Here is a 14,360-nt window from a genome sequence, read left to right as displayed (position 1 = left end):
CCGCTGTCTTGGGCGGGGCCGTCCTGTTATGATGAGCGCCCCGTTGAAAAGCCTCGGGGCAAAAGACGCCGTATTTAACCACAAGCGCGCAGCCGAAACCAAAAGCTGTGCCGACGCACAGTCAGAGCATGTCCGATAAAATTGAACTTCGCGCAGAGGTGCCGTCCGAATTGGGCGGCCAACGCCTCGATCAAGTCGCTGCCCAACTCTTCGCTGAGCACTCTCGCTCGCGCCTTTCCGCCTGGATCAAAGAAGGTCGCCTGACTGTGGACGGGGCGGTCATCCGCCCTCGCGACATCGTGCACGGCGGTGCCATCCTTGAGCTGACTGCAGAGCAGGAAGCCCAGGGCGAGTGGATCGCCCAGGACATCGAGCTCGACATCGTCTATGAAGACGACGACATTCTGGTGATCAACAAGCCTGCGGGCCTGGTGGTGCACCCGGCTGCCGGTCACGCCGATGGCACGCTGCTCAACGCCTTGCTGCACCATGTGCCGGACATCATCAATGTCCCGCGCGCCGGTATCGTGCATCGTCTGGACAAGGACACCACCGGTTTGATGGTGGTGGCCAAGACCATTCAGGCGCAGACAAAGCTTGTTACTCAATTGCAGAGTCGCAGCGTCAGCCGCATCTATGAGTGCATCGTGATTGGCGTGGTAACGGCCGGTGGCAAGATCAACGCCCCGATCGGTCGCCATGGCCAGCAGCGCCAGCGCATGGCGGTGATGGAAGGCGGCAAGCCTGCCGTCAGCCACTACCGCGTGCTGGAGCGCTTCCGTTCCCATACCCACGTACGGGTAAAACTGGAAACCGGTCGTACTCACCAGATTCGCGTACATATGTCGCACATCAACTTCCCGTTGGTCGGCGATCCGGCGTACGGCGGTCGTTTCCGCATTCCGCCAGCGGCCAACCCGACGATGGTGGAATCGCTCAAGCATTTCCCGCGTCAGGCCCTGCACGCGCGCTTCCTTGAGCTGGATCATCCGACGACCGGTGAACGCATGAGCTGGGAGTCGCCGCTGCCAGAAGATTTCGTCTGGCTGCTGACCCTGCTCAAGCAGGATCGCGAGGCCTTCATCGGATGAACTGGCTGACGCCGGACTGGCCCGCGCCGGCCAGCGTCAAAGCCTGCGTCACCACCCGCGAGGGCGGTGTCAGCGAGGCGCCGTTCGACAGCCTCAATCTGGGCGATCATGTTGATGATCGTCCTGAGGCCGTTGCCGAAAACCGTCGCCGTCTCACCGAACACTTCTCTATACAGCCTGCCTGGTTGCAGCAAGTTCACGGGATTACCGTGGCGCATGCTGATCCGGGCATTGTTGCGACCGCTGATGCGAGCTGGACGGCAACGCCCGGTATTGCCTGCGCGGCGATGACGGCGGATTGCTTGCCGGCATTGTTCTGCGATCGCGCTGGCACTCGCGTGGCGGCGGCCCATGCCGGTTGGCGTGGTCTCGCGGCGGGTGTCCTTGAAGCGACGCTCGATAGCCTCGATATTCCGGCTAACGACGTTCTGGTCTGGCTCGGCCCGGCGATTGGCCCGAAAGCCTTTGAAGTCGGCCCGGAAGTTCGTGAAGTCTTCATCAGTCAGTTGCCGGAAGCGGCAAACGCCTTCGTGCCGAGCGCCAATGCCGGCAAGTTCATGGCGGACATCTATCTGCTGGCGCGCCTGCGTCTGGCAGCCCGTGGAGTCACAGCTGTTTATGGTGGCGGTTTCTGCACCGTGACCGATCCGCGCTTCTTCTCCTATCGCCGTGCTTCGCGCACCGGACGCTTCGCCTCCTTAGTTTGGCTCACCCGCTAGACTGTCTGATCTGCATCAACTCTCTGACGCTTGAATCTTCCAGAATCGACCGCATCTATAGGGGTATCTGGCAGGTTTCTTTATTCAGGATGGTTTCTTAGGTCCGGCCTGCTCAAAAGGAAGGTGACTTATGCGAATAGACCGTTTAACCAGTAAATTACAGTTGGCCTTGTCCGACGCCCAGTCGTTGGCAGTCGGCCACGATCATCCGGCGATTGAGCCGGCGCACTTGATGCAAGCCATGCTTGAACAGCAGGGTGGTTCGATCAAACCTCTGCTGATGCAGGTAGGCTTCGACGTCAACAGCTTGCGCAAAGAGCTGACCAAAGAGCTCGACCAATTGCCGAAAATCCAGAACCCGACTGGCGACGTCAACATGTCGCAGGATCTGGCACGCCTGCTCAATCAGGCTGATCGTCTGGCGCAGCAGAAGGGCGACCAGTTCATTTCCAGCGAACTGGTGTTGCTCGCGGCAATGGACGAGAACAGCAAGCTCGGCAAGTTGCTGCTCGGCCAGGGCGTGAGCAAAAAAGCTCTGGAAAACGCCATCACTAACCTGCGTGGCGGTGAAGCGGTGAATGACGCCAACCACGAGGAGTCGCGTCAGGCGCTGGATAAATACACCGTCGATCTGACCAAGCGTGCCGAAGACGGCAAGCTCGATCCGGTGATTGGCCGTGATGACGAAATCCGTCGCACCATTCAGGTACTGCAACGCCGCACCAAGAACAACCCGGTGCTGATCGGTGAACCTGGCGTGGGTAAAACCGCGATCGCCGAAGGTCTGGCCCAGCGCATCATCAACGGCGAAGTGCCGGACGGCCTTAAAGGCAAACGTCTGCTCTCGCTGGACATGGGCGCGCTGATCGCCGGTGCCAAGTATCGCGGTGAGTTCGAAGAACGCCTGAAATCGCTGCTCAACGAGCTGTCGAAGCAGGAAGGGCAGATCATTCTGTTCATCGACGAATTGCACACCATGGTCGGCGCCGGTAAGGGCGAAGGCTCGATGGACGCCGGCAACATGCTCAAGCCAGCACTGGCTCGCGGTGAGTTGCACTGCGTTGGCGCGACCACGCTTAACGAGTACCGCCAATATATAGAGAAGGACGCGGCGCTCGAACGACGCTTCCAGAAAGTCCTGGTGGATGAGCCGAGCGAAGAAGACACCATCGCGATCCTGCGCGGCCTTAAAGAGCGTTACGAGGTTCACCACAAGGTGGCGATCACCGACGGCGCGATCATCGCGGCGGCGAAGCTCAGCCATCGCTACATCACTGACCGGCAGTTACCGGACAAGGCCATCGACTTGATCGACGAGGCCGCGAGCCGTATCCGCATGGAAATCGATTCCAAGCCGGAAGTGCTCGATCGTCTGGAACGTCGCCTGATTCAGTTGAAGGTGGAATCGCAGGCACTGAAGAAAGAAAGCGACGAAGCGGCGATGAAACGTCTGGAGAAACTCCAGGAAGAAATCGTCCGCCTCGAACGCGAGTATTCCGATCTGGAGGAAATCTGGAATTCGGAAAAAGCCGAGGTACAGGGTTCTGCACAGATTCAGCAGAAGATCGAACAGTCGCGTCAGGAACTGGAAGCGGCACGCCGTAAAGGCGACCTGAACCGCATGGCGGAGTTGCAGTACGGGGTAATCCCGGATCTGGAACGCAGCCTGCAAATGGTCGATCAGCACGGCAAGAGCGAAAACCAGTTGCTGCGCAGCAAGGTGACTGAGGAAGAGATCGCTGAGGTTGTGTCGAAATGGACCGGCATCCCCGTGTCGAAAATGCTCGAAGGCGAGCGCGACAAGTTGATGAAGATGGAAAGCCTGTTGCACAAACGGGTGATTGGTCAGGAAGAAGCAGTGGTCGCCGTGGCCAACGCCGTGCGACGGTCACGAGCCGGGTTGTCTGACCCGAATCGTCCAAGCGGCTCGTTCATGTTCCTCGGCCCGACCGGTGTCGGTAAAACCGAGCTGTGCAAGGCGCTGGCCGAATTCCTCTTTGATACTGAAGAGGCGATGGTGCGGATCGACATGTCCGAGTTCATGGAGAAACATTCCGTGGCTCGCTTGATCGGTGCGCCACCAGGATATGTCGGCTACGAAGAGGGCGGTTACCTGACCGAGGCTGTGCGTCGCAAGCCTTATTCGGTGATCCTGCTGGACGAAGTCGAGAAGGCGCACCCGGATGTGTTCAACATCCTCCTGCAAGTGCTTGAGGATGGTCGCCTGACCGACAGCCACGGCCGTACCGTTGACTTCCGCAACACGGTGATCGTGATGACCTCGAACCTGGGGTCGGTCCAGATCCAGGAACTGGTCGGTGATCGTGAGGGACAGCGCGCAGCAGTGATGGACGCGCTGACGTCGCACTTCCGTCCGGAGTTCATCAACCGGGTCGACGAAGTGGTGATCTTCGAGCCTCTGGCGCGGGATCAGATCGCGGGCATCACCGAGATCCAGCTGGGTCGCCTGCGTACTCGCCTGGCTGAGCGTGAGCTGAAGCTGGAACTGAGCCCGGAAGCGATGGATAAGCTGATTGCGGTGGGCTACGACCCGGTCTATGGCGCACGTCCGTTGAAACGTGCGATCCAGCGCTGGATCGAAAACCCGTTGGCGCAGTTGATCCTGTCGGGGCATTTCCTGCCAGGTGACACGGCAACCGGCGTGGTTGAGAACGACGAAATCGTTTTCAACTAAGTCCAAACGCCAATGAAAATTGGCAGGCCCCACATTGTGGGGCCTTTTTTTTCGTTAGGCTGTTGAACTCAAAGGAAAAGGCTTGTAAAGTGCGCCCCGCAGTCAGTCGCCAAGACGGTTTCAACTCACTGAGCTGAAATCTGAAATAAGTTGCAAATCATTAACTTGAAAGCAATTTAGGGGGTTGACAGAGGTGTTCTAGGTTGTAGAATAGCGCGCCTCAGACACACGAACGCAGCGATGCGAACGAGTGACTGGAAGCAGTAAGTTTCACCGTTGTAAATTGAAATATGTAGTTCCGTGATAGCTCAGTCGGTAGAGCAAATGACTGTTAATCATTGGGTCCCAGGTTCGAGTCCTGGTCACGGAGCCAATTTCAAGCCGGGGTATAGCGCAGTCCGGTAGCGCGCCTGCTTTGGGAGCAGGATGTCAGGAGTTCGAATCCCCTTACCCCGACCATATTAAAAATCCTCGTATCGAAAGATACGGGGATTTTTTTTGTCCGCGAAAAACCTCAGCCACCTTCAGCAATCTCGAGGAGAAGAATTGTCTGTGTGTAACCCAGATCCACTGTAGGAGCTGCCGCAGGCTGCGATCTTTGGCTTTTAAGGGTTACAGCAGTTCAAAGCTCTGCTGCGTCAAGTCCTGTGAACCCAGGCCGATCAGAGCGAGATCAAAAGATCGCAGCCTTTGGCAGCTCCTACATTGATTGCGGTTGTCTGGCGGTTTTATGGGCAGCGCAAAAAAAAGTGGGAGCCAGCCTGCTGGCGATGGCGGTAGCACAGTCGAAATCAATGTCGACTGACACATCGCTTTCGCGAGCAGGCTCACTCCCACAGTTTTTAGATCATCAATGCAGCTTCAGGCGTGGCTCCGTGCCGCGACCAATCTTGCTGCCCAGCATCAGCATCGCCGTGCGGAACGGCCCGTACAGCGCCATCTGGTGCATGCGGTAGAGCGAGACGTAAAACATCCGCGCCAGCCAGCCTTCGAGCATCACGCTGCCTGTCAGGTTGCCCATCAAGTTACCCACAGCCGAGAAACGCGACAGCGAGATCAGCGAGCCGTAGTCGGTGTACTTGTACTCCGGCAGGGTTTTGCCTTCGATGCGCAGCTTCAGCGATTTGGCCAGCAACGACGCCTGTTGGTGCGCCGCTTGAGCACGCGGCGGTACGTTGCGATCCGATCCCGGTTGTGGGCAGGCCGCGCAGTCACCGAAGGCGAAGATGTTTTCATCGCGGGTGGTTTGCAGCGTCGGCAGCACTTGCAGCTGATTGATGCGATTGGTTTCCAGACCATCGATGTCCTTGAGGAAACCCGGCGCGCGAATCCCGGCGGCCCAGACTTTCAGACTGGCCTTGATCTCGTTGCCGTCGGCAGTGATCAGGCTGTCAGCCGTCACTTCGCTGACCGACGCGTTGGTCATCACATTGACCCCGAGTTTCTCCAGGGTCTTGTGCACCGGCCCGCTGATGCGCTCCGGCAGGGCAGGCAGCACCCGTGGCCCGGCTTCGATCAGGGTGATGTGCATGTTTTCCGGTTTGATCCGATCCAGCCCATACGCCGCCAGTTCATGCGCCGCGTTGTGCAGTTCAGCGGCCAGCTCGACCCCAGTTGCGCCAGCACCCACGATCGCCACGCTGATCTGCTCGACCACATCAGTTTGCCCGGCATGCGCACGCAGATAGTGGTTAAGCAGTTGCTGATGGAAACGCTCGGCCTGTTTGCGGGTATCGAGGAACAGGCAGTGCTGCGCCGCGCCCTGAGTGCCGAAATCGTTGGTGGTGCTGCCGACGCTGATGACCAGCGAGTCGTACTGCACTTCTCGCGCCGGCACCAGTTCGACGCCGTTTTCGTCGTAAGTCGCGGCCAGCTGGATTTTCTTCTGCGCGCGATCGAGCCCGCTCATGCGACCCAGCTGAAACTCGAAGTGGTTCCATTTGGCCTGGGCAACATAGTTGAGTTCGTCTTCGGAGGAGTTCAGCGAGCCGGCGGCCACTTCGTGCAGCAACGGCTTCCAGATGTGCGTCAGGTTGGCGTCGACCAGCATCACGCTGGCGGTGCCGCGTTTGCCCAGAGTCTTACCCAGACGGGTAGCCAACTCCAGACCGCCGGCGCCGCCGCCGACAATAACAATACGATGGGACATAGGGATAACTCGCAAGGTTTTTAAAGGAAATCGGTGCGGTTACCCAAGCGAGCGCCAAGCTGCTCATAGCGTCAGGTAACTGATAAATCGGCTCAACAGGCCCAGACCAATGGTCACTGCCAGCACCAGCACCAGGAGCATCCACGGCCGGAAAGGCCGGCGCTCGACTCGGTGTTGGGACAGTTGCAGGTACTCTTCGACATGTTTCTGGTCTTCGGGGTTCAGGCGGCTGGTCATAAATGCCTCGTCAGGTAGACGTTGCTGAATGGGCAGAAGCTACAGCGGTTTTTATCCGGGGTTGAACGCAGCATAGCCGCTGTCCGGAACCGGCTCGACAGACACGCCATCATCGAGGCGAATGATCCCGCTTTGTAACACCCGCGCGGTAATTCCGCCATGCCCGCGCACCGCTTGAAAGGTGCCGGGGCCGAGGTTGTTTTGCAGGCGTGCACAAGGCTGACACCAACAGGTGGTTTCGAAGATGGCCTGACCGATGCGAAAGCGCCGACCTTTCAGGCTAAACAAATTGATACCGCTGATAACGAGATTGCGCCGCAGATCTTCAGGCTTGACCGGTTGATCGTCGGGGCGGCCCATCAATGCATTGATCACCGCCAGATGCTCCCACTGAATCAGCGTCACCTGCCGCGCATTACGCACACCGGGGCGTGCATGATCGCCGGTCAGCCCGGCCTCAAGTCGTGCCTCGACGGCATCCAGCTCGATCATAGGCCCACGGGATTCGGGGCGCACGCCGATCCAGCGCACACGTCCGGTTTGCGGCACATCGGCGATCAACTGCTGAAGCGGCGTCACAGGCTGATCCCCACATCAAAAACAATACTGCGACCAAGGTTGCTGCGCAGAAAATCCGGCGCATCAGGATGGGCGAACAGTACGCGGGCGAAGGTCGGGCCGACCAGCGACAGCGAGCGCCAGCCCTGACGCAGATACTCGGTGGGCGGCGGGAAGTGGCTGTTCAAGTCGAGCACTTCGCGCTTGAGGCTGGCAAAGGCAATGATGTCCAGCTCACCCAGATCCATGCCGCGTTCTTTGTAGTTGTGGGCTTTTTTACGCAAAGTCGGCGCCAGTCGCATAAGGAATTCATTGGCCGGAATCCGTTTGGGCTTGGCCTCACGGCGCACCAGTTGGCTGAGCGAAAAAGCGCTGCGCCGACGCTGCAGTTCGTCGCGCCATTCATCGTTGAGGCGACGGCCTTCATCAAGAACGAAGAACACTTCGAAATTGGCATCACGAAACAATACGTCCGGCGGTTCACCGGCCGGGGCGAACTCGTCGGCGCGATAGGGGATGTTCAAGCCTTGCAGCAGGCGCTGGCAGACCCAACGCTCACGCTCCCATTTGCGGGCATTGGACAGGAACGCGTTGGCTTGCTCGGCCGCGATGGTCAGCAGGCGTAAATAATCTGAGTCATCCATAGGCCCAAGCTTAGCGTTCAAATGCGACAAGCAGAAAGCTTTGCTTGAACCGCCCGTTCACCTCGCCCTTGTAGGAGCTGCCGAAGGCTGCGATCTTTTGACTGTAAAAAGAACAAGATCAAAAGATCGCAGCCTGCGGCAGGTCCTACGGGGGGATGTGCGCAGAAAGGTGAGGGAGTCATGATTGGAGCTGAACTGCTGTCGACGGCAAGCCTGACGCTCGGCTGGCTGATTTATCTGCCGATGCTGCTCTGGGCGATTGTGCGTGCGCCGTGGGTCGAGTTGTTCAGCGACAGCCGCCGTCAGCATTTGCTGTTCGGCACGGTGTTCGCGTTATTTCTGTTGTGGCTGGTGCGCAGGGATTTCGACACCGGCGTGTCGTATCACTTTATCGGCATGACCGCAGTCACCTTGCTGCTCGACTGGCCACTGGCGATTGTAGGCGGGCTGGTCGCACAAATCGGTCTGGTGTTGCTCGGGCGTCAGGATCTCGCGGCGATGGGGGTCAACGGCTCGCTGTTTATTCTGCTGCCGGTGCTGATCACCGAGTGCGTGGCAATTCTGGTCGAGCGGGCACAACCGCGTAATCCCTTCGTGTATATCTTCTGTTCAGGGTTTCTGGCTGCTGCGCTGTCGGCGTTGTTTTGCCTGCTGCTGAGTCTGACGCTGCTGTGGTACGACGGCGTCTTCGCCATGCCGGAATGGCTGGAAGATTTCATCGGTTACCTGTGGCTGATCATTTTCCCCGAGGCGTTTATCAACGGCATGGTCATCAGCGCGCTGGTGGTCTTCAGCCCGGAATGGCTGGAGACCTTCAACCGCACACGCTACCTTTCGGCGCCGTGGAAGGACGACGATCCCAAGCGTTGATCCCCAGCCGATCTGCCCTCATCGCGATCAGTGACGAGGATCGAAATCGCCGGAAAACAGTTCGTCTTCAGCGTCTGGCGCGACCGGAATCTTGTGTTCTTCCGACGCCCAGGCGCCGAGGTCGATCAGTTTGCAGCGCGCGGAGCAGAACGGACGAAATTCGCTTTCAGGGGTGAATTCGACGGGTGCGCCGCAGGTTGGGCATTCAACGGTAGGAATCTGGCTCATGCTTGGCCTCCGGATAAAGTCAGGTAAAAGTGATGCAGACGCTCGACTTCGCTGTGCAGCCAGGCGAGGTCGCGGTCGTTGACCACCACGTCGTCGGCGCGGCTCACGCGGTCTTCACGGCTCGACTGGGCCTTGAGGATCGCCTGAACCTGCTGTTCGCTGGTCTGGTCACGCTGCAAGGTGCGTTCGATCTGCAATTGTTGCGGGGCATCGATCACCAGGATTCGCTGGGTCATCGCGTATTGCCCGGATTCGATCAACAGCGGCGACACCAGAATGGCATAAGGCGATTTTGCCAGCGCCAGATGATGAGCGATTTCCTCGCCGATCAACGGATGCAGCAAGGCTTCGAGCCAGCGCCGCTGTTCTGGAATCTCGAAGATCAGTTTGCGCAGGGCCGCACGATCCAGCGTGCCGTCCGCTTGTAACACGCCGGGGCCGAAATGCTCGGCAATCTTGGCCAGCGCCGGCCGGCCCGGTTCGACCACCCAGCGCGCGGCGTGATCCGCGTCGACGACATGAATGCCGAGGTCGATAAAGTGCTGGGCAGCGGCACTTTTGCCGCTGCCGATGCCGCCGGTCAGGCCGAGAATCCAGGGTTTTTCCACAGGGGTATTCATTTCAAACCGACAAACTGCCAATAGAAGTCGGTTATTTGACCACCCCAGAGCAAGGCAATCCAGCCGGCAATTGCCAGATAGGGGCCGAAGGGGATCGGCGTCGAGGTTTCCTGCTGGCGCAGGCGCAGCAAAATCACGCCGATGATCGCGCCGACCAGCGATGACAACAGAATGGTCAGCGGCAGAATCTGCCATCCGCCCCACGCGCCGAGTAGCGCCAATAACTTGAAATCACCGTGGCCGATGCCGTCCTTGCCGGTGAGCAATTTGAACAGCCAGAACACCGACCACAGCAGCAGATAACCAGCCACCGCGCCCCACAGCGCAGCGTGCAATGGCACGAACAAGCCGAAACTGTTGACGATCAACCCCAGCCACAACAAGGGCAGCACCAACACATCGGGCAGCAATTGATGTTCGGTGTCGATCAGGCTCATCGCCAACAGACCCCAGGTCAGGAAGATCAGCAGACACGCCTGCCAGCCAAAGCCGAAGTGCCAGGCGATAAATGCCGAGAGCAGGCCGCAGGCCAGTTCGGTCAGCGGATAGCGTTTGCTGATCGGCGCTGCACACGCGGAACAGCGGCCGCGCAGCCACAGGTAACTGAGCAGCGGAATATTTTCCCACGCCCGAATTCGATGCGCGCAATGCGGGCATTGCGAGTGCGGCAGCATCAGGTTGTAAGTGGGCAGCGGCGTTTCGCCGGGCAGGCCGAGGACGTCCTGGGCCTGCTGGCGCCAATCGCGTTCAAGCATCTTCGGCAGACGCCAGATCAGCACGTTGAGGAAGCTGCCGACCACCAGCCCGAGCAACAGCGCGGTGATGACAAAGGCCAGCGGATACAGGGCAAAGAGTTCGTCGATGGGCATATCAGATCGCTGAGCCGAGTTGAAAGATCGGTAAGTACATCGCCACCACCAGACCGCCAACAATCACCCCGAGCACCACCATGATGAACGGCTCCATCAGGCTGGTGAGGTTGTCGACCATGTTGTCGACTTCCTCTTCATAGAAACCCGCAACCTTGTCGAGCATCTCGTCGAGTGCACCGGACTCTTCACCAATCGCAGTCATCTGTACGGCCATGTTGGGAAAAATGCCTGTGGTGCGCATTGAGAAATTCAGCTGCATGCCGGTGGAAACATCCTGACGAATACGCAGAATCGCGCGCTTGAACACCACGTTGCCGGCGGCGCCAGCCACCGAGTCCAGCGCTTCAACCAGTGGCACGCCGGCGGCAAATGTTGTCGACAGCGTTCGGGCGAAACGCGCGACGGCGGACTTGTACATCATCGTGCCCACCAGCGGCAGTTTCAGTAGCCAGGTATCGCGCCGATCACGCAACGCCTGAGATTTTTTCAGCGCATGACGGGTGCCGAAAAACGCCGCGATCAGTAAGCCGAGAATCGCCCACCACCATTGCTGCATGAATTCTGAAAGGCTGATCACCATCAGAGTGAAGGGCGGCAGCTCAGCACCGAAACCGGAGAACACTGACTGAAATTGCGGCACCACTTTCACCAGCAGAATCCCGGTGACCACCGCAGCGACCAGCACCACGGCGGTCGGGTAGGTCATGGCTTTCTTGATCTTGGCTTTAAGCGCTTCGCTTTTTTCCTTATAGGTCGCGACGCGCTCCAGCAAGGTGTCGAGCGCACCGGACTGCTCGCCGGCGTCGACCAGGTTGCAATACAACTCGTCGAAATACTGCGGCTTCTTGCGCAACGCGGCGGCGAAGCTGTTACCGGCAGCAACTTCCTGCTTCACCTCGTCGACCAGTTTGCGCATGGCCGGGTTATCGAAGCCTTCGCCAATGATGTCGAACGACTGCAACAGCGGCACGCCGGCCTTCATCATCGTTGCCATTTGCCGGGTGAACAGGGCGATGTCCTGCGCCTTGATGCGTTTGCCCAGACTCAGCCACGACACGGATTTTTTGCGCACCTTGCCCGGGTTGATCCCTTGTTTGCGCAGCTGCGCCTTGACCAGCGCCGGATTCTGCCCGCTCAACTCGCCGGTGACTTTGCTGCCTTTGCGATCCGTGCCTTCCCAGGCATAGATGCTGATTTTCGCTGCCTTGACCGCCATGTTCAGTCCTTGGTGACCCGATTGATTTCTTCAAGGCTGGTAATGCCTTGCATGGCCTTGTGCAGACCCGAAGTGCGCAGGTCATCGAAGCCGTCGCGGCGCATTTGAATATCGATTTCCAGTGAGTTGCCTTCGGCCATGATCAACCGTTGCAGCTCGGGTGTGTTTTTCACCACTTCATAAATCCCCACGCGGCCTTTATACCCGCCGTTGCAATGATCGCAACCGACCGGCTCGTAGATCGTGAAATGACCGATGCGTTCCTCGGGGAAACCTTCCTTGATCAGGGTTTCACGGGGGATCTCGATGGGTTTCTTGCAGTGGCTGCACAATTTGCGCGCCAAGCGTTGGGCAATGATCAGGCTCACCGACGTGGCGATGTTGAAGCCGGGAATGCCCATGTTGTGCAGACGCGTGAGGGTTTCCGCGGCGCTGTTGGTGTGCAGGGTCGAGAGCACCAGGTGACCGGTCTGCGCGGCTTTGATCGCGATCTCGGCGGTCTCCAGATCGCGGATCTCACCGACCATGATCACGTCCGGATCCTGACGTAGAAACGAGCGCAATGCCTGAGCGAAGTCGAGGCCTTGGCGCGGATTGACGTTGACCTGATTGATGCCTTCCATGTTGATCTCCACCGGGTCTTCAGCGGTGGAGATATTGATGTCGACGGTGTTGAGGATATTCAGCCCGGTATACAGCGACACGGTTTTCCCCGAACCGGTAGGGCCGGTGACCAGAATCATCCCCTGTGGCTGCTTGAGTGCGGCCATGTACAAGTCTTTTTGCGCCGGCTCGTAGCCGAGCGCATCGATACCGATCTGTGCGCTGGACGGGTCGAGAATCCGGATCACCACTTTTTCGCCCCACAGGGTCGGCAGCGTGTTGACGCGGAAGTCGATCGACTTGCTCTTCGACAGGCGCATCTTGATCCGCCCGTCCTGCGGTTTGCGCCGCTCGGAGATGTCGAGGCTGGCCATGACTTTCAGGCGCGCGGCGATGCGCCCGGCCAACTGGATCGGTGGTTTCGCCACTTCGCGCAGAATGCCGTCGGTGCGCACACGCACGCGGTAGTTTTTTTCGTAGGGTTCGAAGTGCAGGTCGGACGAGCCGCTTTTGATCGCGTCGAGCAGCATCTTGTGCACGAAACGCACCACCGGCGCATCGTCGGCATCCGGGCCCATGCTCTCCTGTTTAGCATCGTCGATGGCCTCGACATCGAGGCCGTCGAGGTCGACGTCGGCCATGTCTTCGAGCCCCGATGCGTGGGTGTCGAAGAATTTTTCGATGGCATCGGTGAGCTTGTCGTCCTCCACCAGAATGGCTTCGGTGTTCAGCCCGGTGCTGAACTGAATGTCGTTGATCGCCTGATGATTGCTCGGGTCGGAAATGCCCACGAACAGTTTGTTGCCACGCCGCCACAAGGGCAGGGCGTGATGCTGGCGCACCAGTTTTTCGCTGACCAGGCCTTTGGGCTGGGTTTCCTTGTCCAGACAATTGAGGTCGAGGAACGCCATGCCGAAGTGTTCCGAAGCGATCTCGGCGACCTGCCAGCTCTTCACCAGTTTGTTCTGCACCAGGTAGCTGACCAGCGATAGCCGATTGCGCTGGGCCTGTTGCCAGGCTTGTTGGGCGCTTTTTTCCGTGAGCAGTTCGGCCTGCACCAATTGCTTGGCCAGACCGCTCAGAGCGATGTCATTCATGGGGATTCCGCACGCTTGCCGTTCATGACTTATAGCCTAGTCAACCGGCAGCGCCAAACATGCCGGGCGCAGGTGACAAAAAGTGTCAGATAGTGCGGTCAGAGGTTGTAGGAAACGGCGTCGCAAGCGCTGTGCGCCCAGCGTGCGGGGTCTGGCGGGCGTTGGCATGGGCTATGCTGCGTCCCTTGCAGATCATGAGATTTCGACTCATGCATGGAGCGTGTCTATGAAAAAACAACAAGGTTTTACGCTGATCGAACTGCTGATCGTAGTGGCGATCATCGGGATTCTGGCGACCATTGCCCTGCCGCAGTACACCAAGTATCAAGCGCGGGCGAAGGTCACGGCGGGTCTGGCGGAAATCAGCGCGCTGAAGATTCCGTTTGAAGACACGATTAACCAAGGGACTGACCCAACGCTTGCGCTAGTCGCCGGCAGCACTACGTTCACCACCACTAACTGCGGGAAAGTAGAGGCGTCAGGTACTGCCTCATCCGGGGCAGGCAGCATCGTTTGCACACTGGCCAACGCACCGGCTCCGGTGCTGGGCAAAACGATCACGCTGACTCGTTCGTCCGGGACTGGCTCGACAGCAGGCGTCTGGAGTTGCGCATCGACGGTCAACGCCGACTACGCGCCTAAAGGCTGCCCAGGTAGCGGCACTTAATAGCGATCCTACATTGACCTTCGACTGAAACATGCCCCGTTTACGGGGCATTTTCTTTGGCCGGGGCTAAATAAAAGCTTCAATAATTTCAGCG

14 protein-coding genes and 2 tRNA genes are annotated in these 14,360 nt (G+C 58.7%); 7 read left to right on the top strand and 9 right to left on the bottom strand.

What is annotated here, in order from left to right:
• Nucleotides 1-128: 128 nt before the first annotated feature.
• The 5 genes from rluD to ACIP66_RS19865 all read left to right on the top strand — a co-directional run bounded on the left by rluD (nucleotide 129) and on the right by ACIP66_RS19865 (nucleotide 4,964).
• Complete coding sequence (gene rluD / locus ACIP66_RS19885) at nucleotides 129-1,091, top strand: 23S rRNA pseudouridine(1911/1915/1917) synthase RluD (RefSeq protein WP_034153865.1); 963 nt, start codon at nucleotides 129-131, stop codon at nucleotides 1,089-1,091.
• A complete protein-coding gene (gene pgeF / locus ACIP66_RS19880) occupies nucleotides 1,088-1,810 on the top strand; it encodes a peptidoglycan editing factor PgeF (RefSeq protein ID WP_400650212.1) in 723 nt (240 codons plus the stop codon). The genes rluD and pgeF overlap by 4 nt, the downstream gene beginning before the upstream one ends.
• A 130-nt stretch (nucleotides 1,811-1,940) precedes the next feature.
• Nucleotides 1,941-4,505: an ATP-dependent chaperone ClpB gene (clpB, locus tag ACIP66_RS19875; RefSeq protein ID WP_400650209.1), complete on the top strand. Its 2,565-nt coding sequence runs from the start codon at nucleotides 1,941-1,943 to the stop codon at nucleotides 4,503-4,505.
• A 297-nt stretch (nucleotides 4,506-4,802) separates the two neighbouring features.
• Nucleotides 4,803-4,878, top strand: a tRNA-Asn gene (locus tag ACIP66_RS19870).
• Nucleotides 4,879-4,887: 9 nt separating this feature from the next.
• Nucleotides 4,888-4,964: transfer RNA gene (locus ACIP66_RS19865), tRNA-Pro, on the top strand.
• A 391-nt stretch (nucleotides 4,965-5,355) separates the two neighbouring features.
• Here the strand turns inward: ACIP66_RS19865 and ACIP66_RS19860 are convergent.
• From ACIP66_RS19860 to ACIP66_RS19845, 4 genes are all read right to left on the bottom strand, one after another.
• Nucleotides 5,356-6,654 carry an NAD(P)/FAD-dependent oxidoreductase gene (locus tag ACIP66_RS19860; RefSeq protein WP_159815266.1) on the bottom strand — a complete coding sequence of 433 codons (1,299 nt, stop codon included), beginning with the start codon at nucleotides 6,652-6,654 and terminating at the stop codon, nucleotides 5,356-5,358.
• 63 nt (nucleotides 6,655-6,717) lie between these two features.
• Nucleotides 6,718-6,891: a DUF3094 domain-containing protein gene (locus ACIP66_RS19855; protein WP_007909875.1), complete on the bottom strand. Its 174-nt coding sequence runs from the start codon at nucleotides 6,889-6,891 to the stop codon at nucleotides 6,718-6,720.
• Between the two features lie 51 nt (nucleotides 6,892-6,942).
• Nucleotides 6,943-7,470 carry an MOSC domain-containing protein gene (locus tag ACIP66_RS19850; protein ID WP_400650204.1) on the bottom strand — a complete coding sequence of 176 codons (528 nt, stop codon included), beginning with the start codon at nucleotides 7,468-7,470 and terminating at the stop codon, nucleotides 6,943-6,945.
• Nucleotides 7,467-8,093, bottom strand: a complete 627-nt coding sequence (locus tag ACIP66_RS19845) for a DUF1780 domain-containing protein (protein WP_008078503.1) — start codon at nucleotides 8,091-8,093, stop codon at nucleotides 7,467-7,469. Before ACIP66_RS19845 ends, ACIP66_RS19850 begins: the two co-directional genes overlap by 4 nt.
• A gap of 180 nt (nucleotides 8,094-8,273) precedes the next feature.
• On the opposite strand from ACIP66_RS19845, the gene ACIP66_RS19840 reads away from it, so the two are divergent.
• A complete protein-coding gene (locus tag ACIP66_RS19840) occupies nucleotides 8,274-8,963 on the top strand; it encodes an energy-coupling factor ABC transporter permease (protein ID WP_400650203.1) in 690 nt (229 codons plus the stop codon).
• Between the two features lie 27 nt (nucleotides 8,964-8,990).
• Here the strand turns inward: ACIP66_RS19840 and yacG are convergent, their stop codons facing one another.
• The 5 genes from yacG to pilB are packed head-to-tail and all read right to left on the bottom strand — an operon-like array spanning nucleotide 8,991 to nucleotide 13,599.
• The gene (gene yacG / locus ACIP66_RS19835) at nucleotides 8,991-9,191 is read right to left on the bottom strand and encodes a DNA gyrase inhibitor YacG (protein ID WP_186625120.1); all 201 of its coding nucleotides are present in this window, start codon (nucleotides 9,189-9,191) and stop codon (nucleotides 8,991-8,993) included.
• Complete coding sequence (coaE, locus tag ACIP66_RS19830) at nucleotides 9,188-9,811, bottom strand: dephospho-CoA kinase (protein WP_212550797.1); 624 nt, start codon at nucleotides 9,809-9,811, stop codon at nucleotides 9,188-9,190. The genes yacG and coaE overlap by 4 nt, the downstream gene beginning before the upstream one ends.
• Nucleotides 9,808-10,680 (bottom strand): A24 family peptidase, encoded by an 873-nt coding sequence (locus tag ACIP66_RS19825; protein WP_053123925.1) that lies wholly within the window; start codon nucleotides 10,678-10,680, stop codon nucleotides 9,808-9,810. Before ACIP66_RS19825 ends, coaE begins: the two co-directional genes overlap by 4 nt.
• A gap of 1 nt (nucleotide 10,681) precedes the next feature.
• A complete protein-coding gene (locus tag ACIP66_RS19820; RefSeq protein WP_053123923.1) occupies nucleotides 10,682-11,899 on the bottom strand; it encodes a type II secretion system F family protein in 1,218 nt (405 codons plus the stop codon).
• A gap of 2 nt (nucleotides 11,900-11,901) precedes the next feature.
• Nucleotides 11,902-13,599 (bottom strand): type IV-A pilus assembly ATPase PilB, encoded by a 1,698-nt coding sequence (gene pilB, locus ACIP66_RS19815; RefSeq protein WP_282358702.1) that lies wholly within the window; start codon nucleotides 13,597-13,599, stop codon nucleotides 11,902-11,904.
• Between the two features lie 226 nt (nucleotides 13,600-13,825).
• On the opposite strand from pilB, the gene ACIP66_RS19810 reads away from it, so the two are divergent.
• A complete protein-coding gene (locus ACIP66_RS19810; RefSeq protein ID WP_400650197.1) occupies nucleotides 13,826-14,266 on the top strand; it encodes a pilin in 441 nt (146 codons plus the stop codon).
• Nucleotides 14,267-14,360: the final 94 nt, after the last annotated feature.

The sequence above is a fragment of the Pseudomonas sp. NPDC088429 genome (genome assembly GCF_044753305.1).
Lineage (GTDB): Bacteria > Pseudomonadota > Gammaproteobacteria > Pseudomonadales > Pseudomonadaceae > Aquipseudomonas > Aquipseudomonas rustica.
This window is presented reverse-complemented; position numbering and strand designations above follow the sequence as displayed.

Excerpts from the sequence above, each read along its gene's own strand:
- rluD (WP_034153865.1), top strand. The coding sequence starts at position 129 with ATGTCCGATAAAATTGAACTTCGCGCAGAGGTGCCGTCCGAATTGGGC.
- pgeF (WP_400650212.1), top strand. The coding sequence starts at position 1,088 with ATGAACTGGCTGACGCCGGACTGGCCCGCGCCGGCCAGCGTCAAAGCC.
- clpB (WP_400650209.1), top strand. The coding sequence starts at position 1,941 with ATGCGAATAGACCGTTTAACCAGTAAATTACAGTTGGCCTTGTCCGAC.
- ACIP66_RS19860 (WP_159815266.1), bottom strand. The coding sequence starts at position 6,654 with ATGTCCCATCGTATTGTTATTGTCGGCGGCGGCGCCGGCGGTCTGGAG.
- ACIP66_RS19855 (WP_007909875.1), bottom strand. The coding sequence starts at position 6,891 with ATGACCAGCCGCCTGAACCCCGAAGACCAGAAACATGTCGAAGAGTAC.
- ACIP66_RS19845 (WP_008078503.1), bottom strand. The coding sequence starts at position 8,093 with ATGGATGACTCAGATTATTTACGCCTGCTGACCATCGCGGCCGAGCAA.
- ACIP66_RS19840 (WP_400650203.1), top strand. The coding sequence starts at position 8,274 with ATGATTGGAGCTGAACTGCTGTCGACGGCAAGCCTGACGCTCGGCTGG.
- yacG (WP_186625120.1), bottom strand. The coding sequence starts at position 9,191 with ATGAGCCAGATTCCTACCGTTGAATGCCCAACCTGCGGCGCACCCGTC.
- coaE (WP_212550797.1), bottom strand. The coding sequence starts at position 9,811 with ATGAATACCCCTGTGGAAAAACCCTGGATTCTCGGCCTGACCGGCGGC.
- ACIP66_RS19825 (WP_053123925.1), bottom strand. The coding sequence starts at position 10,680 with ATGCCCATCGACGAACTCTTTGCCCTGTATCCGCTGGCCTTTGTCATC.
- ACIP66_RS19820 (WP_053123923.1), bottom strand. The coding sequence starts at position 11,899 with ATGGCGGTCAAGGCAGCGAAAATCAGCATCTATGCCTGGGAAGGCACG.
- pilB (WP_282358702.1), bottom strand. The coding sequence starts at position 13,599 with ATGAATGACATCGCTCTGAGCGGTCTGGCCAAGCAATTGGTGCAGGCC.
- ACIP66_RS19810 (WP_400650197.1), top strand. The coding sequence starts at position 13,826 with ATGAAAAAACAACAAGGTTTTACGCTGATCGAACTGCTGATCGTAGTG.